Origin of the sequence: Butyrivibrio sp. INlla21, from assembly GCF_900116875.1 — a bacterium.
In the GTDB taxonomy this organism is placed as follows: domain Bacteria; phylum Bacillota; class Clostridia; order Lachnospirales; family Lachnospiraceae; genus Butyrivibrio.
In genome coordinates this window covers 67,566-91,927 of sequence record NZ_FPCC01000007.1, presented here as the reverse complement: position 1 = coordinate 91,927, position 24,362 = coordinate 67,566, and the positions used below count along the sequence as shown (strand labels likewise).

22 protein-coding genes are annotated in these 24,362 nt (G+C 38.6%); 9 read left to right on the top strand and 13 right to left on the bottom strand.

Annotated elements, in window-relative coordinates; all coding sequences use genetic code 11:
- Positions 1-2: 2 nt before the first annotated feature.
- From BM377_RS05845 to rpmH, 13 genes are all read right to left on the bottom strand, one after another.
- Positions 3-884 (bottom strand): DUF3881 family protein, encoded by an 882-nt coding sequence (locus tag BM377_RS05845; RefSeq protein WP_092245146.1) that lies wholly within the window; start codon positions 882-884, stop codon positions 3-5.
- 39 nt (positions 885-923) lie between these two features.
- Positions 924-2,213, bottom strand: coding sequence for a serine--tRNA ligase (gene serS / locus BM377_RS05840; RefSeq protein ID WP_092245143.1), 1,290 nt, complete (start codon positions 2,211-2,213; stop codon positions 924-926).
- Between the two features lie 64 nt (positions 2,214-2,277).
- On the bottom strand, positions 2,278-2,799 hold the full coding sequence (locus BM377_RS05835; protein WP_092245140.1) for a DUF4446 family protein: 522 nt from the start codon (positions 2,797-2,799) through the stop codon (positions 2,278-2,280).
- 15 nt (positions 2,800-2,814) lie between these two features.
- A complete protein-coding gene (locus BM377_RS05830) occupies positions 2,815-3,714 on the bottom strand; it encodes a ParB/RepB/Spo0J family partition protein (protein ID WP_092245137.1) in 900 nt (299 codons plus the stop codon).
- A gap of 13 nt (positions 3,715-3,727) precedes the next feature.
- Positions 3,728-4,504, bottom strand: a complete 777-nt coding sequence (locus BM377_RS05825; RefSeq protein ID WP_092245134.1) for a ParA family protein — start codon at positions 4,502-4,504, stop codon at positions 3,728-3,730.
- Between the two features lie 281 nt (positions 4,505-4,785).
- Positions 4,786-5,529, bottom strand: a complete 744-nt coding sequence (gene rsmG, locus BM377_RS05820; RefSeq protein WP_092245131.1) for a 16S rRNA (guanine(527)-N(7))-methyltransferase RsmG — start codon at positions 5,527-5,529, stop codon at positions 4,786-4,788.
- A complete protein-coding gene (gene mnmG, locus BM377_RS05815; RefSeq protein ID WP_092245128.1) occupies positions 5,519-7,447 on the bottom strand; it encodes a tRNA uridine-5-carboxymethylaminomethyl(34) synthesis enzyme MnmG in 1,929 nt (642 codons plus the stop codon). The genes rsmG and mnmG overlap by 11 nt, the downstream gene beginning before the upstream one ends.
- Before the next feature lie 3 nt (positions 7,448-7,450).
- On the bottom strand, positions 7,451-8,872 hold the full coding sequence (gene mnmE / locus BM377_RS05810) for a tRNA uridine-5-carboxymethylaminomethyl(34) synthesis GTPase MnmE (RefSeq protein WP_092245125.1): 1,422 nt from the start codon (positions 8,870-8,872) through the stop codon (positions 7,451-7,453).
- Between the two features lie 94 nt (positions 8,873-8,966).
- Positions 8,967-9,722: an RNA-binding cell elongation regulator Jag/EloR gene (jag, locus tag BM377_RS05805; RefSeq protein ID WP_092245122.1), complete on the bottom strand. Its 756-nt coding sequence runs from the start codon at positions 9,720-9,722 to the stop codon at positions 8,967-8,969.
- 23 nt (positions 9,723-9,745) lie between these two features.
- On the bottom strand, positions 9,746-11,056 hold the full coding sequence (locus BM377_RS05800; RefSeq protein ID WP_092245119.1) for a YidC/Oxa1 family membrane protein insertase: 1,311 nt from the start codon (positions 11,054-11,056) through the stop codon (positions 9,746-9,748).
- A gap of 20 nt (positions 11,057-11,076) precedes the next feature.
- Positions 11,077-11,286 carry a membrane protein insertion efficiency factor YidD gene (gene yidD, locus BM377_RS05795; protein ID WP_092245116.1) on the bottom strand — a complete coding sequence of 70 codons (210 nt, stop codon included), beginning with the start codon at positions 11,284-11,286 and terminating at the stop codon, positions 11,077-11,079.
- Positions 11,287-11,634 (bottom strand): ribonuclease P protein component, encoded by a 348-nt coding sequence (gene rnpA / locus BM377_RS05790; protein WP_092245114.1) that lies wholly within the window; start codon positions 11,632-11,634, stop codon positions 11,287-11,289. It abuts the gene before it with no gap.
- A gap of 61 nt (positions 11,635-11,695) precedes the next feature.
- Positions 11,696-11,830 (bottom strand): 50S ribosomal protein L34, encoded by a 135-nt coding sequence (gene rpmH / locus BM377_RS05785; RefSeq protein ID WP_013282343.1) that lies wholly within the window; start codon positions 11,828-11,830, stop codon positions 11,696-11,698.
- 547 nt (positions 11,831-12,377) lie between these two features.
- Between rpmH and dnaA the strand changes: the two genes are divergently transcribed.
- From dnaA to BM377_RS05740, 9 genes are all read left to right on the top strand, one after another.
- Positions 12,378-13,778, top strand: coding sequence for a chromosomal replication initiator protein DnaA (gene dnaA / locus BM377_RS05780; protein ID WP_092245111.1), 1,401 nt, complete (start codon positions 12,378-12,380; stop codon positions 13,776-13,778).
- 293 nt (positions 13,779-14,071) lie between these two features.
- A complete protein-coding gene (dnaN, locus tag BM377_RS05775) occupies positions 14,072-15,181 on the top strand; it encodes a DNA polymerase III subunit beta (protein WP_092245108.1) in 1,110 nt (369 codons plus the stop codon).
- An 18-nt stretch (positions 15,182-15,199) separates the two neighbouring features.
- On the top strand, positions 15,200-15,415 hold the full coding sequence (locus tag BM377_RS05770) for an RNA-binding S4 domain-containing protein (RefSeq protein WP_092245106.1): 216 nt from the start codon (positions 15,200-15,202) through the stop codon (positions 15,413-15,415).
- A complete protein-coding gene (recF, locus tag BM377_RS05765) occupies positions 15,412-16,515 on the top strand; it encodes a DNA replication/repair protein RecF (RefSeq protein ID WP_092245103.1) in 1,104 nt (367 codons plus the stop codon). Before BM377_RS05770 ends, recF begins: the two co-directional genes overlap by 4 nt.
- A gap of 15 nt (positions 16,516-16,530) precedes the next feature.
- Positions 16,531-18,468, top strand: a complete 1,938-nt coding sequence (gene gyrB, locus BM377_RS05760; protein ID WP_092245100.1) for a DNA topoisomerase (ATP-hydrolyzing) subunit B — start codon at positions 16,531-16,533, stop codon at positions 18,466-18,468.
- 26 nt (positions 18,469-18,494) lie between these two features.
- Entirely contained in the window at positions 18,495-21,047 is a 2,553-nt protein-coding gene (gene gyrA, locus BM377_RS05755; RefSeq protein WP_092245097.1) for a DNA gyrase subunit A, read from the top strand.
- Positions 21,048-21,072: 25 nt separating this feature from the next.
- Entirely contained in the window at positions 21,073-22,530 is a 1,458-nt protein-coding gene (locus BM377_RS05750) for a GGDEF domain-containing protein (RefSeq protein ID WP_092245094.1), read from the top strand.
- A 2-nt stretch (positions 22,531-22,532) separates the two neighbouring features.
- Entirely contained in the window at positions 22,533-23,294 is a 762-nt protein-coding gene (locus BM377_RS05745) for an exodeoxyribonuclease III (protein ID WP_177223812.1), read from the top strand.
- Between the two features lie 24 nt (positions 23,295-23,318).
- A complete protein-coding gene (locus tag BM377_RS05740; RefSeq protein WP_092245091.1) occupies positions 23,319-24,323 on the top strand; it encodes an AEC family transporter in 1,005 nt (334 codons plus the stop codon).
- Positions 24,324-24,362 lie beyond the last annotated feature (39 nt).

The following is a 24,362-nucleotide window of genomic DNA, read 5'->3' as shown; positions in this document are numbered from 1 at the left end:
TTTTATTTAGGGAAATTGATATATCCCTGCATCCATATATTTCCTTTAAATCTACGGCCAACCGCGGGCTCTCCCAGAAGGTCTTTTTCATTTATGCACAGATCAAACTCCAGATCGTTGCAGTTGATCCTCATAATATGAACAGCTTCTTTGGTGAGGGAGTTGACTGTTCTTCTAGTCTCTGTGATCTCGCCAAGAACCGAGTAATGATCACACTCAACTCCGTAAGGCATAAAGTAGGTATCAACAAGACTGTAGACATCCTGTTTTCTTATCTTACGTGAAAGTGTGGTGTAAAGATCCATGTCATCAAGGGTCAGTGACTCAATTGCAGTTTCATCGCCTTTTCTTGCGTTGTTGATAAGGTTGTTCCTGTAATTGGTCCTCTTCTTGACTACTTTTTTCTCTTCTTCCGTCTTGGCAATGGGCATAAGAATCTGCCCCTTTATTGATAGCGCCGACAAACTCAGGGTCGTTCCTCTTATAGGGAAATGATCCTCGTTCTCGTACTTCATATAGGAAACCATATTGAGAAGGTAAAAGACAAGTGACACGCCGATTCTGTTCTCATTACAAATTCCGGCATATGAATGCTGTGCTGCATGTCTTTCTACACTGATATCTTCCTCGGTGCTGACTCTTGAGGGAATGAGATATGGGTAATAATATTCGTAAACGAACTTATCTTCTTCATCAAACTCGCCGCAAACCGCCAGACCTAAACCTTCGGAGTAGTCTTTCATAAATTCCGCAAGTAATTCATTCTCATTGGATGTGATGTAATTTCTGCTTGAGGGATTCTGAACAGAGTTAACGATCAGCTGCGTTATCTCTTTTCTGTTTTTGATATTTGAAAATCCCACTGCTCTTAGGAATTTATGCAACTACTACTTCACCTCTTTTCGGTTCCCTTTTTATAATAATTATTTCTTTGTGGGAACAAGTACTTCTTTGCCACCCATGTAAGGACGAAGCACTTCAGGAATCTTGACACTTCCGTCAGCCTGAAGGTTGTTCTCAAGGAATGCGATGAGCATTCTCGGAGGAGCAACTACTGTATTGTTAAGTGTGTGTGCAAGGTAATTTCCGTCCTTGCCCTTAATTCTGATCTTAAGTCTTCTTGCCTGTGCATCTCCGAGGTTAGAGCAGCTTCCGACCTCAAAGTACTTCTGCTGTCTGGGTGACCATGCTTCTACGTCGCATGATTTGCATTTAAGATCCGCAAGATCTCCTGAGCAGCACTCAAGTGTACGCACCGGTATATCCATAGATCTGAAAAGATCTACTGTGTTCTTCCAAAGTTTGTCGTACCATGTCTTAGATTCTTCGGGCTTACAGATTACAACCATTTCCTGCTTCTCAAACTGATGGATTCTGTAAACACCTCTCTCTTCGATTCCGTGTGCACCTTTTTCTTTTCTAAAGCAAGGTGAATAGCTTGTAAGAGCCTGAGGAACCTGCTCCTCGGGAATGATCTGGTCGATGAACTTACCGATCATTGAGTGCTCACTTGTTCCGATGAGATAAAGGTCTTCGCCTTCAATCTTGTACATCATGGCTTCCATCTCAGGGAAACTCATTACGCCTGCTACTACATTTCCGTGGATCATGAAAGGAGGAACGCAATACGTAAATCCTCTCTCTATCATGAAATCTCTTGCATAAGAAATAACTGCCGAATGAAGTCTTGCGATATCGCCCATCAAATAATAGAATCCGTTACCTGCAACTCTTCTTGCCGCATCAAGGTCGATTCCGTTGAAGCTCTCCATTATATCTGTATGATAAGGAATCTCAAAATCGGGAACAACGGGATCTCCGAATTTCTCGATCTCTACGTTCTCAGAATCATCTTTTCCCACAGGTACCGAATCATCGATTATCTGAGGAATGATCATCATCTTATTAGTAACTTCTTCATCAAGCTTACTCTGCTTCTCTTCAAGCTCGGCAAGTGTCTGGGCGTCTTTTGCAACCTGCTCCTTAAGAGCCATTGCCTCATCCTTCTTGCCCTGTGCCATAAGTCCGCCGATCTCTTTTGAGATCTTGTTTCTGTTTGCTCTAAGCTCATCAGCCTTCTGCTGATTGGTTCTTCTTTCTTCATCAAGCTTAATTACTTCATCAACAAGAGGAAGCTTTTCATCCTGAAATTTTTTCTTGATGTTCTCTCTTACTACGTCTGGGTTCTCACGTAAAAATTTAATGTCTATCATCCCGTTTTGTCCTCCACAGATTTTCTATGTTAAATAGATTTTTTACAATTTAATATTAAGCACTTTATCTGCCCGTGCTTGATAATGCTTTCTCAAGTGCTGCTCTCTCATCCTCGCTGAGTTCTACATCTGCAACCCCGCCATTTATCTCTTTTGAATAGCAGTAATTGAGTCCGTCTGTGCTATGAACTGAGTTGAGCAGATATCCGTTATCGTTCTCATCAAGCATGCAAAGAGCGAAGCTGAGCTTTCCGCCCATCTGATTAAATGCATCATACTTCTCAAGTCCGATCTTCTGGAATGTTTTCTGCATTCTCTTGTTGATATCCTGAATATCTTTTCTGTTCTTTTCGTTCTCTGTTCTGATAAGTCTGTTGTCATGGAAAAGACCTACGATCTCATCTTCAAGGGATTCTGCTTCTTTTCCCTGCATGAATTTGTTGTATCTTTTCTCAAGCTTTTTAACTCTGGATGTCTGTACTATTGATACAATGATCATTATGAGCAGTGCTCCGATCAGTACAAAAAATAAAATTGCGGGGTCAAGATTTCCAAGACCCATTGAATTAAATATCTGGCTTTCCATATTAATTATCTCCGATTATCCTCTGCATAGTCTATCTGTAATTTTCTCTAAGTCGTCATTGCTGTAGAACTCGATCTCTATCTTTCCGGTTCCGTCTCCCTTGGAGATAATATCTACCTTTGTTCCTACTGCCTGTTTGCATTTCTCAGAGAGTGATGCATAAATCGCATCAATGCTTTCGTTCTTAACAACGCCCTTCTTGGGCTTCTTGGTTTTTCCAAGATTCTTTACAAGCTTTTCAGTCTCACGTACGCTGAGCTTCTCATCAAATACTTTCTGAGCAAGTGTAATCTGCTCTTCCTCGTTGTCTACCGGGATAAGTGCTCTGGCATGTCCTGTGGAAAGGAGTCCTTCAACAACCATCTCCCTTACTTTGTCGCAAAGCTTAAGTAGTCTCAGAGAGTTTGTTATTGTAACTCTGCTCTTTGATACCTTCTCAGCGACAACGTCCTGTGTGTAACCGAAATCATCAATGAGTTTTTTGTATGCGATAGCTTCTTCAATAGGATTGATGTCTTCTCTCTGAATATTGTCGATAAGTGCTATCTCTGCAATTTCCTGCTCATTGAGATCTTTTATAATAACCGGTACTTCTTTAAGTCCGGCTTTTTTTGCTGCGCGCCATCTTCTCTCACCGCCGACGATCTCATAGTGATCCTTCTTATCGGTAACAATGATGGGATTTATAATTCCGAACTGCTTGATTGATTCTGAAAGTTCTATAAGACTGTCTTCATCAAATGTTTTTCTTGGCTGATTTCTGTTTGGTTCAACCTTGGTGATGTTGACCTTAACTACCTGTCCTTCAATGTGTTGTTCAACAATCTTTGTTTCTTTTGCTGAGGATGATACCTTTGCCGGTATTATGGAATCAAGTCCCTTACCTAATCCTCTTTTCACATTCTTAGCTGCCATGTTCCCCTCCGGTTTAATCAAACTTTCTATCTATTACCTCGCCCGCGAGAAGTCTGTACGCTTCTGCTCCCGCTGACTTGGGTTCATACACATTTATCGGCATTCCATAACTGGGCGCCTCAGCGAGACGTATGTTTCTTGGAATGATCGTCTTATAAACATTTTCCTGAATATGTTCTTTAACGTTCTCAACTACCTGAAGTGATAAGTTTGTACGAGAATCAAACATAGTAAATACTACACCTTCCATCTCGAGTTCAGGATTCAATCTGTCTTTTACAAGATTAACTGTATGAACGAGCTGACTTAATCCTTCAAGAGCATAGTACTCACACTGAATAGGAACAAGAACTGTGTTGGCTGTTGTCATAGCGTTGACAGTCAACATGCTTAAAGAAGGTGGACAATCTATAACTATATAATCATAGTCATCTTTAACTTTTCCGATTGCTTCCCTTAAGATGAATTCCTTCTGCTCTGCATCGATAAGTTCTATCTCTACAGCAGCCAGGTTTACATTTGACGGAATGATATCTACTCCGTCTATTTCTTCAACGACATTTTTGACGATTGCATCATTGGTTTCACACTCACCTATCATGAGTTCATAGATGGTATTTTCTAATTCATTTTTATCAAGTCCGAATCCGCTGGTTGTATTTCCCTGTGGATCTGTATCAATGACTAGAACTTTCTTTCCTTTTTCTGCCAATGCTGCTGACAAATTAATAGAAGTAGTGGTCTTTCCGACCCCACCTTTTTGGTTTGCGATTGCAATTACTCTACCCATTACTCCTCCAAGCTATTTAAACACTAATCTGATTTTACCACATTATAATGCTTATGGTATTACAAATCGGTTTGATTGTCTGTGTTTATGATTGTAATTTCTATATATTGTGTTTGAAATTGTTTTGTTTCACCACACAATTATATTATCAAGTTGTATGTTTCACGGAGTTTTTTACTACATTTTGTGTTTCAATGTTTCACGTGAAACAATTTTTTGTATTATGAATTGTATCTGAGTTCAATGTTTCACGTGAAACATAATAATCAATAACACAATATCTATGATAAAGGTTTCTTAGAAGGGACTCCTGCCTTACGAGGATATTGTATGGAAGTTTTTTCTTTCTTTTCAATAATACAAATGGTTCTGCTGTACTCTGAATCGGGAAGAACAAACTCCGGACTTTCTATAAGCTTTCCTCCAAGAAGATGAATTGCTCCTTTTGCCTTGGATAATTCCTCCCCGGCCTTTTCACTTTTATAAGCGATAAATCTTCCACCTACTTTTACATACGGAAGACAATACTCGGATAAAGTTGAGAGGTTGGCAACCGCTCTTGAAACAGCAATATCAAAAGTTTCTCTCAGAGAATCTTTATTGCCTATAGAAGAATAATCTTCCGCTCTTCCATGTAAGGTTACGATACTACCTTCATCGTTAAGTCCAAGCTCATCGATCACTTCATTAAGAAAGTTAAGTCTCTTATTAAGAGAATCAAGAAGAGTGATCTTGAGTTTCGGAAAAACAATCTTAAGTGGAATTCCGGGAAAGCCTGCTCCGGTTCCTACATCAATAAGCGAATACTCTTCTTTGGAAAAATCAAAATACTTATAAGCGGAAATACTGTCAACAAAATGAAGCTTGCATACACTGTCGAACTCGGTGATGGCAGTAAGATTCATGACCTCATTCCACTTTATTAGAAGTTCATAGTATTTATCAAATTGAGCAAGCTGTTTATCACTTAGTTCTATACCTAAAGCCTTAAAGTCATTTATCATATCAGCATATTTAATTCTCATCGGCACTACCTCTTCTAAGTGAATCAAGGTAAATAATAAGTACTGAAATATCGGCAGGATTAACTCCACCGATTCTGGAAGCTTGTCCTATATTGGTCGGTCTGAATCTTTCAAGCTTCTGTCTTGCTTCCAATCTAAGACTTCCGACATCATCGTAATTTATATCTGCAGGGATTTTCTTCTTTTCAAGTTTCTTGAACTGCTCAACCTGTCTTTCCTGTCTGTTGATATAACCCTCATATCTGATTGTGATCTCAACCTGTTCTATTACATCATCGGGAAGAGGTTTTCTGTCCGGATCAATATCTTCAATAAGCTTATACGAGAGCTCGGGTCTGCAAATAAGTTCCGCAAGAGAAGTTGCCGTCTTAAGAGATGGCGTACCGACCTTCTCCATAAATTTCTGGATAGTTGCATTGGCTCCGACCACAGTATTTTTTAATCTGGTAACTTCTTTATCAATAAGTTCTATCTTGATACAAAGCTTATTATATTGCTCTTCGGAAATAAGTCCTATCTCATATCCCTTTTTGCGAAGTCTGATATCTGCATTATCTTGTCTGAGTAACAATCTATACTCTGCTCTTGAAGTCATCATTCTGTATGGCTCAAGATTTTCTTTAGTAACAAGGTCATCAACAAGAACACCTATGTATCCTTCAGATCTGTCTATGTATAAACTCTCTTTATTAAAGATCTGCATTGCGGCATTGATTCCGGCATAAAGTCCCTGAGCCGCAGCTTCTTCATAACCACTGCTTCCGTTAAACTGACCGGCACTAAACAAACCTCTTGTAGTTTTGATCTCGAGATTAGGATGAAGCTGACCGGGACATAAGCAGTCGTACTCAATGGCATAAGCATTTTTTACAATTCGACAATTCTCAAGTCCGGGGACAGTTCTGTACATAGCAATCTGAACATCTTCAGGCATAGAAGAAGACATTCCGTCAATATACATTTCATTGGTAAAAGTTCCTTCGGGTTCAACAAAGACTTGATGTCTTTCATGATTGGGGAACTTAATAACTTTATCTTCAATAGAAGGACAATATCTCGGACCGACACCTTCTATGATTCCTGCGTAAATAGGTGATCTGTCGATATTAGCCTTAATTATCTCATGTGTCTTCTCGTTAGTATATGTCAACCAACATGAAACCTGTGGACGCTGAACATCCTTCGGATCTGTATCAAAAGAAAAAGGAACAACGGGAGTATCTCCAAACTGCTCAGACATTTTGGAATAGTCAATTGTATTTCCATCCATCCTAGCAGGTGTTCCAGTCTTAAATCTTCTAAGTTCTATTCCTGCATCAATAAGTGAAGCAGAAAGAAGATTAGAAGGAAGAAGTCCGTTAGGTCCGCTGTATGTAATCGCTTCACCTGTAAGACAGCGGCTCTTTAAGTAAGTACCTGTACAAAGAATAACAGCCTTAGCCTCATAAATAATTCCGGAGAAAATCTTTACTCCGACAATCTTATTGGTATAGCCTTCTTTTTTAAGATCATCGGAAACTTCCTCAAAAAGAATCTCAGAAACTTCGGCCTGTTTAATACAAAGATGTTCCTGAGCTTCAAGAACTTTTCTCATCTCTTTGGAATACTCCATCTTGTCCGCCTGACATCTGAGTGAATGAACGGCGGGACCTTTGGAGGTATTAAGCATCTTTGATTGCAAAAAAGTTTTATCTATATTTTTACCCATCTCTCCGCCAAGAGCATCAATTTCTCTGACAAGATGACCCTTGGAGGATCCTCCGATATGAGGATTACAAGGCATAAATGCAATATTGTCGGCGCTCATCGTAAAGACAATAGTTTCAAGACCGAGTCTTGCACAAGCAAGAGCGGCCTCGCAACCGGCATGTCCGGCACCTATAACAACAACATCAAATTTCTCTTTAACAATAGTCATAAATTATTTACCCATACAAAACTTGGAGAAGATTTCTTCTACAAGATCGTCTCCAATCTCTTCACCAAGTATTTCTCCGAGTGCTTCATATGCACCTGTCAGATCGACAGTATAAAAATCCTCGGAAAGATTCTTAGAAATACTGTCAAGTACAAGCTCCAAACTACCAAAAGCTTTATTCAAAAGATCTTTATGTCTTACATTGGTAATATATATTTCCTGCTTAGGAACAATATCTCCGTTGAAGAATAATTCCGAGATAGCATCTTTCAACTCGGAAATGCCATTTCCTTTTAACATAGAAGTTCTGATAATAGGCAAATGATCGTTTGAAGAGTCTGAAAAATGCATACGAATGATATCTTCTGTTATTTTAATATTATCAGAAAGATCGTTTTTATTTAAAAGAACTATCGTCTTCTTGGACTTACATAGCTCTATAATATCTTTGTCTTCGCTATCGATCTCATTGGTAGAATCAAGAATATATAAAATAAGATCTGCTTCTTCGATCTTGCTCTTTGCTTTATCAACACCGATCTTTTCTATAATATCTTCTGTGTCTCTGATACCGGCCGTATCAATAACATGAAGAACAATATCACCGAGTCTGACTGTTTCCTCAATAACATCTCGGGTTGTTCCCGCAATATCGGTTACGATAGCTCTTTCATCACCGGTAAGAGCATTCAAAAGAGATGATTTTCCGGCATTAGGTTTTCCGACAATAACGGTTTTTATACCTTCTTTTCTGATCTTACCTTCATCGGCCGTCTCAATCAAAGAAGCAATCTCTTTTTTCATCGGATCTACAATTGCTTTTAATTTATCGGGATAACCTGTAAGATCATAGTTTTCCGGATCATCAAGAGCAGACTCGATAAAAGCCATCTCATAAAGAATCTTTTCACGAAGGCTTCTAATCTTTGAACTGAGCTTACCCTGGAGCTGACCTTTGGAACTTTCAAACGCAAAATTATTTTGAGCGCTGATGATATCCATTACTGCTTCAGCTTTGGTAAGATCAATCCTGCCGTTTAAAAAAGCTCTCTTGGTAAACTCACCGGGCTCGGCAAGTCTGCAGCCCTTATCCAATAAAAGATTGAGAATTCTGTTCATCACAAGCATTCCGCCGTGAGAGTTGATCTCAATCACATCTTCCATAGTGTAACTGTGAGGAGCCTTCATATATGAGATCATTACTTCATCAATAATTTCATCTCCATCACAAATATAACCAAACTTGATCGTATTTGGTTCATGCGATAAAAGAGTATGTTCTTTTTTTGATGAAAGGTAAACAGTATCACAGATAGAAAGTGCCTGCGGTCCGCTAACTCTGATAATACCGATTCCGGCATCGGACATAGCTGTAGCAATGGCACAGATCGTATCGTTACTGAAGGTACTTAGTACACTTGGCATATCTATCCTCCGATAGAAATATCGTAAGAAAAAAAAGAATCAATAAACTCAAATAATCCCCCTCAAAGCATTTGCTCAGAGGGGGATCTTATAATTATTTCTTTAAAGTAACCACTACTCTTCTGAATGGTTCTTCACCCTCACTATGAGTAGTAACATATCTGTCACCCTGAAGAGCTGAATGAATTATTCTTCTCTCATAAGGATTCATAGGCTCTAAAGCAACTGACTGTCTTGACTTTCTAACCTTATAAGAAATGTTCTTTGCAAGATTTTCAAGTGTTGCTTTTCTTCTCTCTCTATAATTCTCGGTATCAACTTTTACATGAATGTAATCAGCGGATTCCTTATTAACTACCAAAGAAACAAGATACTGAAGAGAATCAAGAGTCTGTCCTCTCTTACCGATGAGGACTCCCATCTCTGCTCCGCTAAGCTCGATATCTAAAATATTGTCTTCTGCGTTGAACTTAGATTCAATAGCAACTTCCATTTTCATAGCATCGAATACTTCCTTAAGGAAAGCATCTGCTTTAGATGTAAGCTTGCCGGCATCAATATCCGAAACCTTAGAAACCTTAGGCTCTTCTGAAACTTTCTTGGTTTCTTTCTTAGGCTCACTCTTAACTTCTTTCTTAGGTTCTGAAGTTTTAACTTCAACCTTTTCTTCAGGTTTATCTTCTTTAATTCTTGCTTTGATAACAGCGGGCTTAGCGTTGATTCCAAGGAATCCTGATGAACCGCTCGTTACAACTTCATAATCAAGTCTGTCACTGGTAACAAGTAAAGCTTCGCATGCCTCTGTAATGGCATCGTCAACGTTTTTTGCCGTAAACTCTCTATATTCCATCGTTCCCTCCCCTATAGGAATTATTATTTATTATTTTTCTCGTTAAACTCTTTAACCATGTTTGCTTTAGCAAAAAGAGAATCCTTACGTATTTCCTTATTGGAGTAATTATCTCTTACTTTCTGAAGCTCGGCTTCTCTCTCCTCCATAGATGCAGATGATTTAGATGCAACAGAAGAAATACTTCTGGTATTCATGTTGGCATATCTGTTCATGGAAGGTGTAGCCTTCATCTTTTCTTTTTTCTCGTTGTACTTCTCAATATTCTTGGCAATCTGAGCATCGATGTCTGAATTATCAATATGCTTGTTGATAAGAACCTGCTGAATAGCTCTTACTACCGCACTTGCAATCCAGTAAATACCCATACCTGCAGGAAAACTGAAGCAGAATACCGCAGACATAAGAGGCATCATAACATTCATAGTCTTCATTGACTGCTGCATCTGAGCTGTAGGATCGTTCTGATCGGCCTTACCATCTGCCTGAGCGGGCTGAGGCATGAGCTTAACAGAAACCCACTGAGTAAATGCAGAAAGAACAGGAATAGCTATTGCTCCAAGAAGAAGTAAAAACTGCTTATTTGCAAAAGCTGTTTTTACCATAAATCCGGGTGAATCAGCTATATTAAGACCAAGAAATGAATTGTACTTACTTAAAAGTGCATGCGTATTATCAATCGAAGAAGACAATCCGGCAAATTTCTCTTTAAAGTTCAACCAATCTGCGGAAGAAGCTCTATTAAGAACATCAATAATAGTATTCTCCACATATTTGATATCACCGTTTACAAAAAGATCATTCTTGAACTGTCCCTGAAAAGACTTTGCGCTTGAAATTGATTCTTTTATATAATCAAGTGCTCCGTCAGTTGTGCGAATCTGCTCAACAAGAGGGTAAAATGCATTTTTAACGATACCTACATATCCCGGAATAGCATAAATAACACGATAAAGTGAAATAAGAATAGGCATCTGAATTAACAGCTGCAAACAACTTCCGGTCTGAGATACGCCATACTTGGCATAGACCTCTTTGGTCTCCTGCTGCATAGCAAGCATTGAATCGTTATCTTTTTTTCCTTTATACTTCTCTTGAATAGCCTTAAGTTCCGGGCTCATCTTATACTGAAGTTTAGAAAACTTCTGCTGTTTATAAGTCAAAGGAAGTAAACAAAGATTAATTACAATAGTGAAAATAATAATTGCAAGTCCGATATTTGGAACGCCGATCATATTCAAAACATTAAAGATCGCATTCATTATCTGACCGAGTACCCATACTATGGGCTTAAGTATTTTTCCCTGATCTTGAGAAAAGAATAATGCTAACAAATTTAACCTCCTCCTAGCATTTACGGAACCGGATCATATCCACCGCTTGAAAAAGGATTACATCTTAATATCCTCCAAGCAGCCAGTAGTCCCCCTTTAAGGGCTCCGTACTTTTCTATTGCTTCTAGTCCGTACTCCGAACATGTGGGAATATACGGACATTTTGTTCTTTTTAACGGAGACAGATATTTCCTATAAAATTTAATTAGATAGATCAATATCTTTTTCATTTAAATACCGCCATTTTTTATTATGCGGGCCTTCCCTGCCAAGCTTAATAGAGAATCCTTAATATCAAAATAAGAAGCTTCTCTTGCACAGGCTCTGGCAACGACTACTATGTCCAAACCACTATTGAACATATCTTCGTGTAGCCGGTAACTTTCTCGAACAAGTCTTGCAAATCTGTGCCTTACAACACTGTTCCCAATCTTTTTACTGCATGAAATCCCAAGTTTATTGGTAGAACCGTTATTTTTCCACACATAAAGAACTATAAATTTATTGGCATAGCTCTTACCGTTACCATAAACATTGCGGAATTCACTTGTCTTTTTCATTGATTCTGAAAAAAGCATCTGTTTATCCTTTATTTTTTCGGAAGAAGAAAAAAGGCCACATCACTTGTGACCTTTACTATCAAGCAGATAATCTCTTTCTTCCCTTTGCTCTTCTGGCTGCGAGAACTTTTCTGCCGCCCTTAGTAGCCATTCTTGCTCTGAAGCCGTGAACTCTGGCTCTCTGAAGCTTATGAGGCTGGAATGTCATCTTCATAGTCGGAAACACCTCCTTCTTACACAAACTAAATAAAAACTAAGTATATATAATTACTCAGAAACTATCTAAATAATTACAGATTACATCCTGTGTGGAAAAAATCTTTATAATTATAATAAATAAAAACATAGCAGTCAACCCATAAAACCTCAGAAAATTAGGGTTGAGCATTTCAAAAAAAAACTAAAAAAAATATTTGACAATATATTGTGTCGATAAAAGTTATCCACATCAAAATGTTGATTTTGTGGAAAACCTGTTGATTAATTTTTTTAACCTCTTTTTATCCACATTTTTTCTCAATTTTGTGGAAAACCTAGGGCATAATTTGGACACAACTGATTTAAAACCGCATATTTAAGCCATTTATAACGGTAGATAGTTTTAGGTGGAAAAAGTATCATTTTTCCACAAGAAAAAAATAGCGTGTTTTGCAAAATTTTTTTTACCAAAGTTATCCACAAAGCGTCGTTGTTTGATATTTGACACTATTTAATATAAAATAGTAAAAGTCTATAATTTTGCTAGTTTGGGGAGTTTTTTCATGCAATCAACATCAGAAATCACAGAAAAATTAAAAGCGAATTGGGAATCAATCAAGCACACTATCAAGATTGAATCTGGTATAACGGAAATATCCTATAAGACCTGGATCGATCCTCTTACTGTGTACAGTATGGAAGATAATAATGTTAAAATACTTATTCCATCTGATAATTCAATGGCACTTCAATATATAATAGGCCATTACATGGATTTTATTAAAGTTGCCATCTCGGAATTTCTTGAAGATATGGTGGACGTTTCTTTCATTCTTAAAAAAGATGCTATTAATAATGAAGAAACACCTGAAAATGATCTCGTAAATGATCAGGAAAGCCACTATTCAAGCAACATTAACTACGAACATTCCAATCTCAATCCTAAATATAGATTTGATACCTTTGTAGTAGGTAGCAACAATAAGTTTGCTCATTCAGCTTCACTTGCTGTTGCCGAGTCACCCGGAACATCTTACAATCCTCTTTTCTTATACGGAGGACCCGGACTTGGTAAGACTCACCTTATGCATTCTATCGGTCACTTCATTATGGAACACAATCATAAAGCCAAGGTTCTTTATGTAACTTCCGAGCAGTTTACCAATGAAGTTATCGAATCGATCAGAAGCGGTAAAACGGAAAGTATGTCCAAGCTTCGTGAGAAATACAGAACCGTTGATGTTCTCATGGTCGATGACGTTCAGTTTATTATAGGAAAAGAATCAACTCAGGAAGAGTTTTTCCACACGTTCAACGAGCTTCATCAGGCCGGAAAACAGATTATTCTTTCATCCGATAAGCCTCCTAAAGAAATGGAAACTCTGGAAGAAAGATTCAGATCCAGATTCGAGATGGGTCTTATTGCTGATATCCAGTCTCCCGATTATGAGACAAGAATGGCTATTCTTCGTAAGAATGCTGAGAACTACGGCAAGAACATTGATGATGAAGTAATCGATTATATCGCTACAAACATCAAGTCCAACATCAGAGAACTTGAAGGTGCATATAATAAGATCATCGCTTATTCAAGACTTAACAACGTTGATGTTACTTTAGAAAATGCAATGGAAGCTCTTAAGGATATTATTTATCCCGATAAATCCAAAGTCATCACACCTCAGCTCATCATTGATACTGTTTGTGAACAGTACGGAACCAAGAAAGACGATATCATCTCCAAAAAGAGAAATTCCGAGATTGTTCTTCCAAGACAGATCATTATGTATCTTTGCAGAGAATATACAGACGCTTCTCTCGAGGAGATAGGAAAGATTCTCGGTAAAAAAGATCACACAACAGTAATGAGCGGTATCAATAAGATCAAACAGAAAATGTCTTTTGATGATGAGCTCAATAAAAACATAGATATTATAATGAAGAAACTCAATCCTTCTTTATAATATAAACAATTATTGTGGATAACTATGTAGAAATGTGTGTAGTTAGTTTGGGATTAATTGTTATTTGAGGGTGGATAATATTTTATTGGCTTATATGCCAAAATTTGGCTTGTTTATAACTTTTATTTTTTCAACATCAAAATTTTTATTATCAACACCCAAAAATTTGTAAAAAAGCCTCACAAATTGTATAATAGAATAGGTTTTACACTTATCAACAGCTATTATTAATTCTTTTATTATTTATTTATATTATTTTTATATTTGCATGCGCGAAGGGAGTAATTACTTAAATGAAATTTGTATGCTCAAAATCTAATCTGGTGAGTGGATTACAGATTGTGTCGAAGGCAGTTCCTTCAAAAACAACAATGTCTATTCTTGAATGTATTCTTGTTGATGCAACAGAAGGAATGATAAAGTTCATTGCCAACGATATGGAATTGGGAATACAGACTGTAGTGGAAGGAAACATTGTAGAAAGAGGATTTATAGCTCTTGATGCCAAGATTTTCTTTGACATTATAAGAAAACTTCCTGATAACGACGTTACCATAGAGTCTGATAATTCTAACAAAGTTACTATCAGCTGCGAAAAAGCAAAGTTTAACCTCATCGGAAGAAAAGGTGATGATTTCACTTATCTTCCATCTATCGAGAAAATAGACGGAGTTACTGTTTCACAGTTTACTCTTAGAAATGTTATTCAGCAGACTATCTTTTCAATTTCAGAAAATGATGCAAATAAGATGATGTCCGGAGAACTTTTTGAAGTTGACGGAGAAAACTTAAAGCTTGTTTCTCTTGACGGACACAGAATATCGATCAGAAAAGTAAAACTTGGAGGAAATTATTCTTACAAGAAAGTTATAGTGCCTGGAAAAACACTCGGAGAAATCAGTAAGATTCTCGGCGACAGCACAGAGAAAATGGTAAATATCTATTTTACCGACAAGCATGTACTCTTTGAGTTTGATAAAACTATCGTTGTTTCACGTCTCATAGAAGGTGAGTACTTCAGCATTGATCAGATGCTTTCAAGTGACTACGAGACCAAGATGAATATTAACAGAAAAGAATTCCTTGATTGTATAGACAGAGCAACTCTTCTTGTAAAAGAGGGAGATAAGAAGCCTGTCATTATTTCTGTGACTGACGGAAAGATGGAACTTAAGATAAATTCAGCTATAGGAAGCATGGATGAAGAGATAGATATTGATAAACAGGGTAAGGATCTTATGATCGGATTCAATCCCAAGTTCCTCATTGATGCTCTTCGTGCGATTGAAGATGAGACGGTTGATATTTATCTTGTTAATCCTAAGGCACCTTGCTTTATCAGAGATAAAGATTCAACTTACACTTATCTCGTACTTCCTGTTAATTTCACAACAGTAGATTAAAGATTTTAGGACAAATAAATGGATATTATAAATTTAAGAGCGCAGGATGAGTTTATAAAACTTGGACAAGCTCTGAAAAAAGCAGGTCTTGAAAGTTCCGGAGTAGATGCGAAGATGGATATTCAAGCCGGAATGGTTAAAGTAAACGGAGAAGTCGAGACAAGACGCGGTCGTAAATTGTACGACGGAGATGTTTTTGAATACGACGGCCGACAGGTTAAGATAGAAAAATGATAATAAAATCACTGGAACTTGCTGATTTCAGGAATTATGAGAATGTAAAGATTGATTTCAGCAGCGGTACAAATATTTTATACGGTGACAATGCTCAGGGAAAGACCAATATTCTCGAAGCAATTTTTGTTTCTGCAACCACTAAGTCACATAAGGGTAGCAAAGATAAAGAAATAATAAGATTTGGCAAAGAAGAAGCCCATATCAGAACGATTCTTGAAAAAGATAACGCAGAATATCGCGTAGACATGCATCTTAGAAAGAATAAGTCAAAAGGAATAGCCATTGATTCTCAAAAGATCAAGAGAGCTTCCGACCTTATAGGTATGTTAAATGTAGTATTTTTCTCGCCTGAAGATCTTAGTATTATCAAAAATGGTCCTTCAGAAAGGCGCAGATTCATGGATATGGAGTTGTGCCAGTTGGATCAGATATATCTGAACAGTCTTTCTAAGTACAACAAATTAGTAGTCGAAAGAAACAGAGTTCTAAAGGATCTTTTTGAACATCCCGAAAACAGTGTTCTTCTTGATGTTCAGGACAAGCAGTTATGCGAGTACGGATCCGTCATAATCAAAACAAGAGAAAAATTCATCAAAGATCTTAATGAAATAATAAGACCTATTCACAGTAAATTGACGGGAGAAAAAGAAATCCTGTCCGTTTATTATGAGCCGAATGTGGAAAGTGATGAATTTGAAAAAAAGCTTACTGCTTCCAGGAAAAAAGATATTTATTCCAAGCAGACTACTGTTGGACCACACAAAGACGATTTTTCTTTTATAGTCAGGAAAAATCCTGATGAAGAAGGAATAGATATCAGGAAATACGGCTCGCAGGGACAACAAAGAACAGCATCTTTATCACTAAAATTATCAGAGATAGAGATTGTAAAAAGAGCTAAAAAAGAAAACCCGGTTCTTTTGCTTGATGATGTTTTGTCGGAGCTTGACAGTAACAGACAAAATTACCTGTTAAACACTATCGGTAATATACAGACAATCATAACCTGTACCGGACTTGATGAATTTGTAAACAACAGATTTGAAATAGATAAGCTGTTCAAGGTAACAGAAGGAACAGTAAGTAGCGAAAACTAAGAAACGGAGCTTAAAATGGGAAACGAAGAAGTAAAGTATGGCGCTGACCAAATCCAGATTCTTGAAGGACTTGAAGCGGTTAGAAAAAGACCCGGTATGTATATCGGAACGACGGCCAGCAGAGGTCTTCACCATCTTGTTTACGAGATAGTGGATAACTCGGTTGATGAAGCCCTTGCGGGTTTTTGTAATCATATCGAAGTGACCATCAATGAGGATAACACGATCATTGTAAAAGATAACGGAAGAGGTATTCCCGTTGATGTTAACCACAAGTCAGGTCTTACCGGAGTTGAGGTTGTATTTACAATCCTTCATGCCGGCGGTAAATTCGGCGGTGGCGGTTACAAAGTTTCCGGTGGTCTTCACGGCGTAGGAGCATCTGTAGTTAATGCTCTTTCAGAGTGGCTTGAAGTTCAGGTAACAAGAGACGGAAAAGTATATGAGCAAAGATACGAAAGAGGAAAAGTTTGTTATCCTCTTAAGGTCGTAGGTGATGCACCCGAAGGTGCTACAGGAACAAGAGTATACTTTAAGCCTGACGCTCTGATCTTTAAAGAGACAACAATTTACGATTATAACATTCTTAAGCAAAGACTTAGAGAGATGGCATTCCTTACCAAGGGTCTTAGGATCACACTTACAGACCTTAGAGTGGAAGAAGGAGAGGAACCTACAAGCCAGACATTCCACTATGAAGGCGGAATCAAGGAATTCGTTGAATATCTCAACAAGAGTAAGACATCTCTTTATGATGAGATCATGTACTTTGAAGGAAACAAGAACAACGTACAGGTTGAGGTTTCTCTTCAGCACAATGATTCTTATACAGAGAGTATCTATACATTCGTAAACAACATCAACACTCCTGAAGGAGGAACTCATCTTGAGGGCTTCAAGGCTGCTCTTACCAAGACTTTCAATGACTATGCAAGAGCAAACAAGATGCTCAAAGATAATGAGGACAACCTTACAGGTGAGGATATTAGAGAAGGTCTGACAGCTATCATAAGTGTTAAGATCGAGGATCCTCAGTTTGAAGGACAGACCAAGCAGAAGCTTGGAAACTCCGAGGCAAGAGGAGCAGTTGCAGGTATCGTAGGTGAGCAGCTCACATATTTCCTTGAGCAGAATCCCAACGTAGCCAAGCAGATTCTTGAGAAAGCCATTCTAGCTCAGAGAGCAAGAGATGCCGCAAGAAAAGCAAGAGATCTCACAAGAAGAAAATCAGCGCTTGACGGACTTGGACTTCCCGGTAAACTTGCGGATTGTTCAGACAAAGATCCCAAGAACTGTGAGATATTCATAGTTGAGGGAGATTCCGCCGGCGGATCCGCTAAGACAGCAAGAAGTCGTGCGACACAGGCTATTCTTCCTCTCAGAGGAAAAATCCTCAATGTCGAGAAGGCAAGAGTAGATAAGATCTATGCCAATAACGAGATCAAGGCTATGATCACTGCATTCGGAACCGGTATTCACGAAGACTTTGATATTTCCAAGCTTCGTTACAACAAGATCATCATCATGACCGATGCCGATGTAGACGGTGCGCATATTGCAACACTTATGCTTACTTTCCTCTATAGGTTCATGCCCGAACTTATCAAAGAGGGCCATGTATATCTTGCACAGCCGCCTCTTTATAAGCTTGAGAAGAACAAAAAAGTCTGGTATGCATACAGCGATGAAGAACTTAATAAGATTCTTCAGGATGTTGGAAGAGATCAGAATAATAAGATACAGCGTTATAAGGGTCTTGGAGAGATGGATCCCGAGCAGCTTTGGGAGACAACAATGGATCCTGAGAGAAGAGTACTCCTTAGAGTAACGATCGATGAAGAATCGGAATCAGACATTGATGTCACATTTACAACTCTCATGGGAGACAAGGTTGAACCCAGAAGAGAATTCATCGAAAAGAACGCTAAATTCGTTAAGAACCTGGATATCTAAGAATCCGGTGTAAACAGAGGAAAAAAATGGCAGAAAATAATAACAATAACAACAATAATAACCTGTCAGATGACGTTTTTGAGAAGGTTACAATAGACAAAATCAAAGAGGTTGATCTTCAGAAGACCATGGAATCAGATTATATCGATTATGCCATGAGTGTTATCGCATCTCGTGCGCTTCCCGATGTAAGAGACGGACTTAAGCCCGTACAGAGAAGAATCCTGTATTCCATGATAGAGCTCAACAACGGTCCCGACAAGCCGCATCGTAAGTGTGCGCGTATCGTCGGAGATACAATGGGTAAATATCACCCTCACGGTGACAGCTCTATTTACGGTGCTTTGGTTAACATGGCTCAGCCTTGGTCCATGAGATACTGTCTTGTAGACGGACACGGAAACTTTGGTTCCGTGGATGGTGACGGCGCTGCCGCTATGAGATATACAGAGGCAAGACTCACCAAGATCTCAATGGAGATGACGGCCGATATCAATAAAGATACCGTAGATTTCACTCCAAACTTTGATGAAACGGAGAAAGAGCCTACAGTACTCCCCAGCCGTTATCCCAACCTTTTGGTTAACGGAACAACAGGTATTGCAGTAGGAATGGCAACAAATATTCCTCCTCATAACCTTCGCGAAGTAATAAATGCGGTAGTTAAGATGATAGACAACCGCGTTCTTGAAGACAGAGAAACAGATATAGAGGAGCTTCTTCCAATCGTTAAAGCTCCCGACTTCCCTACGGGAGGAATCATCTTAGGAACAAGAGGTGCCGAGGAAGCATACAGAACAGGACGCGGCAAAGTAGTAGTAAGAGCCGTTACAAATATTGAGCCTATGTCAGGCGGAAAGAACAGAATCGTTGTTACGGAGCTTCCTTACCTTGTAAACAAGGCAAATATGATTTCCAAGATCGCTGAGCTTGTTAAGCTCAAGAAGCTTGACGGAATCACAGCTCTTCGAGATGAATCTGACAGAGAAGGTATGCGTGTTGTAATCGAGCTTAGAAATGATGTTAACCCTAACATCATGCTCAACAAGCTCTATAAGCACACTCAGATGCAGGATTCCTTCGGAATCATCATGCTCGCTCTTGTAAACAATCAGCCCAAAGTTCTTGGTCTTACCGAGATGCTTAAGCACTACATCAAGCATCAGGAAGAAGTAGTTACAAGAAGAACACAGTATGATCTTAACAAGGCAGAAGAGCGTAACCACATTTTGGAAGGTTTGCTCATTGCCCTTGATAATATCGATGAAGTAATCAAGATTATCAGAGGAAGTGAAACAGTTGCCATTGCAAAAGAGCAGTTGATGGGTCGTTTCGGCCTTTCAGATGCTCAGGCACAGGCCATTGTTGATATGAGACTTCGTACTCTCACAGGCTTGGAAAGAGACAAGCTTGAGCAGGAGCACGCAGAACTCTTAAAGAAAATCGAAGAATTAAAGGCAATTCTTGCAGACAGAAAGCTCCTTCTTGGAGTAATCAAGACTGAGATTACAGAGATTTCCGACAAGTTTGGAGATGACAGAAAATCTCAGATAGGACATGACGATTCCGACATCGATATGGAGGATCTCATTCCCAACGTTAATACCGTTATCGCAATGACAAACTTAGGATACATCAAGAGAATGTCTATCGATAACTTCAAAGCTCAGAACCGCGGAGGCAAAGGAATTAAGGGAATCACCACGATCGACAATGACTTTGTGGAAGATATCCTTATGACAACAACACATAACTACGTTATGTTCTTTACCAACACCGGAAGAGTTTACAGACTTAAAGCTTATCAGATTCCCGAGGCATCAAGAACATCAAGAGGAATGGCTATCGTCAACCTCCTTCAGCTTGCGCCCGGAGAAAAGATAACGGCAATGATCCCTGTAAAAGACTTTGAGGACAAAGATAAGTGTCTGTTCATGGTTACCAAGAAGGGTACTGTTAAAAAGACACCTATCGTAGATTTCTCAAATGTAAGAAAGACAGGACTTGCAGCCATCAACTTAAGAGATGATGACGAACTTATAGAAGTTAAGACACTTAAGCAGGATACAGAAGTATTCCTTGTTACCAAGAACGGAATGTGTATCCACTTTGCTGAGAGCGATGTTCGTACAACCAGCAGATCGTCAATGGGTGTAAGAGGAATGATGCTCGATGATACAGATGAGATTGTAGGAATGCAGCTCAATACTCAGGGAGATTCACTTCTTATCGTTTCCGAAAAAGGTTATGGAAAGAGAACAACTCTAGATGAATTCCACAGCCAGTTCAGAGGCGGAAAAGGTGTTAAGTGTTATAAGATCACTGAAAAGACAGGTTCCGTAATCGGCGTCAAAGCAGTAAACAACGATAACGAGATCATGATGATCACAAGTGCCGGTATTATCATTCAGCTGAGAATGGATGAGATTACCGTTCACGGAAGAGTTACATCCGGTGTTAAGATGATCAACCTTGATAAGGATGTTACGGTTGCCAAGATAGCCAAAGTCAGAGAGAAAATCTCCGACGGAGATAAAGAGCTTGACGATATCGAAGATGTAAGCGAAGAAGAAGTTTAATATACTTTGACTGTGAGGGGACTCAATGAATATTGGACTGTTAGTTTCTGAACCTGAAGATGAAATAGTAAAGAAAATATGCATGGGTGCAGTAAAAGCGGCTAATGACAAGGAAGTAACCCTTGTCATTATGCCGGGTAAAAAACTTTGCAGCAAAAAAGGTACAGCTAAAGATGATGATTTCGATTATCAGTACAATGCCCTTTTTGACTATGCCAAGCAGATTAGTTTCGATGTCATTCTTGTTGACATAGAGAGAATAGGCAAGAATGTGACTATCTTAAGGAAAGAAGCATTCCTGAACAAATTCAAAGATATTCCCTTACTTACATTGTCGGAACAAGAAGGTTATACATGCGTTAATCAGGTGGAAAATGAAAAAGAGCATTTCGAACAGCTTGGATATGAAGCTGTTTGCGATGCGATTTTCTATGTAAAGAATCAGGTACTTCCGCCTGCAGAACCCAATCAAAAATTTGAATTTAATCCTGAACCCGATTACAAGGCACTTATAAATATAGCAGAGATCGGAAGAAAGATTCTTCACAGAAAATATGAATCTGAGGCTTCTTACAAGGTAGTTACAAATATAGCCTTGGAGAACGGACTAAAAGACTGTGGAATTTTCCTTTATGATAAAAAAGTCAAAAACAATGAGAAGAATACATGGAAGATTCCGGAGAAAATAGGCGTAAAGGCTGCAATAATCAACGGAAAAGAAGCACTTTTTGATGACGGTAAGCTTGAGACCGAGACAAGTGAAATTATTTCTTTGTTTACCAGGGATAGTAACAAAGTGCTTATCATGGGAAATCTTTTTGTCGGAGATTGTCAGCTTGGTGCAATGATCGTGGATTTCCATAAGAAATTCCTGATAGATAACTTTTTTGACAGTATAACAGGTATACTTACCGGCATTTCAAGATTATCATATCTTGAAAGACAGTTGCAGGAGACAAGAGAAGAACTTTATGATGTGCAGGAAGAGCTCGCAAGAGACGACTCGGTTCTCGATCATATAGGAGATCAGGATTATCTCACCGGAGGACTTAACAGAAGAGGATTCTTTGCAAAGGCATATGACCTTTTGAAAGAAAACTTCAACGAAGGAAAAACCGCGATAGTAGCATACATAAACATGGAATCTCTCAAAAACATAAATGATATATACGGTCATGAAGAGGGAGACCGCGTTGTTAAAAAGGTTGCGGATATTCTACAGAAGGTATTTGACGATTGTATTATCGGAAGGATCAGAGGCGATGAATTTGCGGTTATAGAGATAACCGATGATGAAGATCGCTCAGAGGCGCTTCGCGAGGAGATGTCGGTTCAAAATACCAAGCTCTTTAGTGAATCCAAGAGATATATCAACCACCTGCAGTATTCAATCTGCGAATTCAGCTATGAAGAGAATCTCTCACTTCGTCAGATGTTAAAAGAGACGGATGAGAGCTTACAACGAATAAAAGGAAACATCTAAGAATGGGAATAAAACTTGTATCATGGAATGTTAACGGGCTGAGAGCCTGCGTATCAAAAGGCTGTTTTCAGGAATTTATGGAAAAAGAAAATCCTGATGTGATCTGCCTTCAGGAAACGAAGCTTCAGGAAGGACAGATCAAGATGGATCTTCCGGGATATGAAGAATACTGGAACTACGCTGAAAAGAAAGGCTATTCAGGAACCGCTATTTTTACAAAAGAAAAGCCGATATCGGTTACATATGGTCTGGGAATAGAAGAACATGACCATGAAGGAAGAGTTATAACTGCCGAGTATCCTGATTATTATCTGGTAACGGTTTACGTTCCCAATGCCAAAGAAGACCTTTCAAGACTAGAGTACAGACAAGTTTGGGAAGATGATTTTCTTAAATACATCAAGAAACTCGAAGAGAAAAAACCGGTGATCTATTGCGGAGATCTTAATGTAGCACATAAAGAGATCGACCTTAAAAATCCCAAGAGCAACAGGGGACATGCCGGATTTACAGACGAAGAAAGAGCTAAGTTTGATAATGTTGTTTCTTCAGATCTGGTTGATTCATTCAGATATTTTTATCCTGACCTTGAAGGAGCATATTCCTGGTGGTCATACAGATTCCATGCAAGGGAAAAGAACGCCGGCTGGCGTATTGACTACTTTATTGTATCCAAAGATTTCATGTCAAAAGTTGAGGACGCAAAGATTTACAGCGAGGCTCTCGGATCCGATCACTGCCCCGTAGGCATAATATTAAAATAAGACCGGATCATACGAAGCGAGATTATGGATAATTTAATTTTTAGTTTAAACGTCACATTACCGATATTTCTTTTGATGGTGCTGGGTTATATATTCAATAAACTCGGCATCATTGATGAAAAAGCATCCTCATGGATGAATAAATTTGTTTTTAAGATAGCACTCCCCGTATTGGTGTTTGAAGATCTTGCGAGTCAGGATTTTGCGGGCACATGGGATGGAAAATTTGTTTTATTCTGTTTCTTTGTAACAGCACTCAGCATAGCTGTTATATCTTTGATTTCCAAATTCATTGTAAAAGAAAAAGCTAAAAGAGGAGAATTTATCCAAGGCGCTTACAGAAGTAGCGCAGCTCTTCTCGGGATAGCATTTATCCAAAATATTTACGGCGAAATGAGTTCCGGAATGGGACCCCTTATGATACTTGGAAGCGTTCCTCTCTACAATATCTTTGCAGTCATAATCCTTATGGTTACAGCAAATGACAGTGAAGAAGCTTTTTCGGCAAAAGAAAAAGACGCGTCCGGAAACGCGGTTGAAAAAAGCGAAAAGAGCAAGCTGATAAAAAGTACCGCTGTAGGAATAATAAAAAATCCGATCATTATAGGAATTTTTGTTGGAATGCTATGGTCGATATTACATATTCCGCAGCCGAAAATATTTGAAACACTTGTCGGAAATGTAGCAAGACTTGCTACTCCGCTCGGACTTATGGCAATGGGAGCGGCTTTTGATATAAAGAAAGCATTAAAGGAAGTAAAGCCGGCAGTTATTGCATCAATAATTAAACTCTTTGTACTTGTGGCAATCTTTTTGCCAATAGCGGTTAAGTTAGGCTTTTCCGGAGAGCAGCTTATCGCGATACTCGTAATGCTCGGCTCTGCAACAACAGTCAGCTGCTATATTATGGCCAAGAGTATGGGACACGACGGCGTGTTAAGTAGCAGCATTGTAATGCTTACGACCTTCGGATGCTCGTTTTCACTGACTTTCTGGCTCTTTATATTAAAATCATTGGGACTTGTATAAGATTTTTTTGATTATTGATTTTTATAATAAAACAAAAAA

Coding starts and splice junctions, on each gene's coding strand:
- serS (WP_092245143.1), bottom strand. CDS start 2,213: ATGATAGACATTAAATTTTTACGTGAGAACCCAGACGTAGTAAGAGAG.
- BM377_RS05835 (WP_092245140.1), bottom strand. CDS start 2,799: ATGGAAAGCCAGATATTTAATTCAATGGGTCTTGGAAATCTTGACCCC.
- BM377_RS05830 (WP_092245137.1), bottom strand. CDS start 3,714: ATGGCAGCTAAGAATGTGAAAAGAGGATTAGGTAAGGGACTTGATTCC.
- BM377_RS05825 (WP_092245134.1), bottom strand. CDS start 4,504: ATGGGTAGAGTAATTGCAATCGCAAACCAAAAAGGTGGGGTCGGAAAG.
- rsmG (WP_092245131.1), bottom strand. CDS start 5,529: ATGAGAATTAAATATGCTGATATGATAAATGACTTTAAGGCTTTAGGT.
- mnmG (WP_092245128.1), bottom strand. CDS start 7,447: ATGACTATTGTTAAAGAGAAATTTGATGTTGTTGTTATAGGTGCCGGA.
- mnmE (WP_092245125.1), bottom strand. CDS start 8,872: ATGCCAAGTGTACTAAGTACCTTCAGTAACGATACGATCTGTGCCATT.
- jag (WP_092245122.1), bottom strand. CDS start 9,722: ATGGAATATAGAGAGTTTACGGCAAAAAACGTTGACGATGCCATTACA.
- yidD (WP_092245116.1), bottom strand. CDS start 11,286: ATGAAAAAGATATTGATCTATCTAATTAAATTTTATAGGAAATATCTG.
- rnpA (WP_092245114.1), bottom strand. CDS start 11,634: ATGCTTTTTTCAGAATCAATGAAAAAGACAAGTGAATTCCGCAATGTT.
- rpmH (WP_013282343.1), bottom strand. CDS start 11,830: ATGAAGATGACATTCCAGCCTCATAAGCTTCAGAGAGCCAGAGTTCAC.
- dnaA (WP_092245111.1), top strand. CDS start 12,378: ATGCAATCAACATCAGAAATCACAGAAAAATTAAAAGCGAATTGGGAA.
- dnaN (WP_092245108.1), top strand. CDS start 14,072: ATGAAATTTGTATGCTCAAAATCTAATCTGGTGAGTGGATTACAGATT.
- BM377_RS05770 (WP_092245106.1), top strand. CDS start 15,200: ATGGATATTATAAATTTAAGAGCGCAGGATGAGTTTATAAAACTTGGA.
- recF (WP_092245103.1), top strand. CDS start 15,412: ATGATAATAAAATCACTGGAACTTGCTGATTTCAGGAATTATGAGAAT.
- gyrB (WP_092245100.1), top strand. CDS start 16,531: ATGGGAAACGAAGAAGTAAAGTATGGCGCTGACCAAATCCAGATTCTT.
- gyrA (WP_092245097.1), top strand. CDS start 18,495: ATGGCAGAAAATAATAACAATAACAACAATAATAACCTGTCAGATGAC.
- BM377_RS05750 (WP_092245094.1), top strand. CDS start 21,073: ATGAATATTGGACTGTTAGTTTCTGAACCTGAAGATGAAATAGTAAAG.
- BM377_RS05745 (WP_177223812.1), top strand. CDS start 22,533: ATGGGAATAAAACTTGTATCATGGAATGTTAACGGGCTGAGAGCCTGC.
- BM377_RS05740 (WP_092245091.1), top strand. CDS start 23,319: ATGGATAATTTAATTTTTAGTTTAAACGTCACATTACCGATATTTCTT.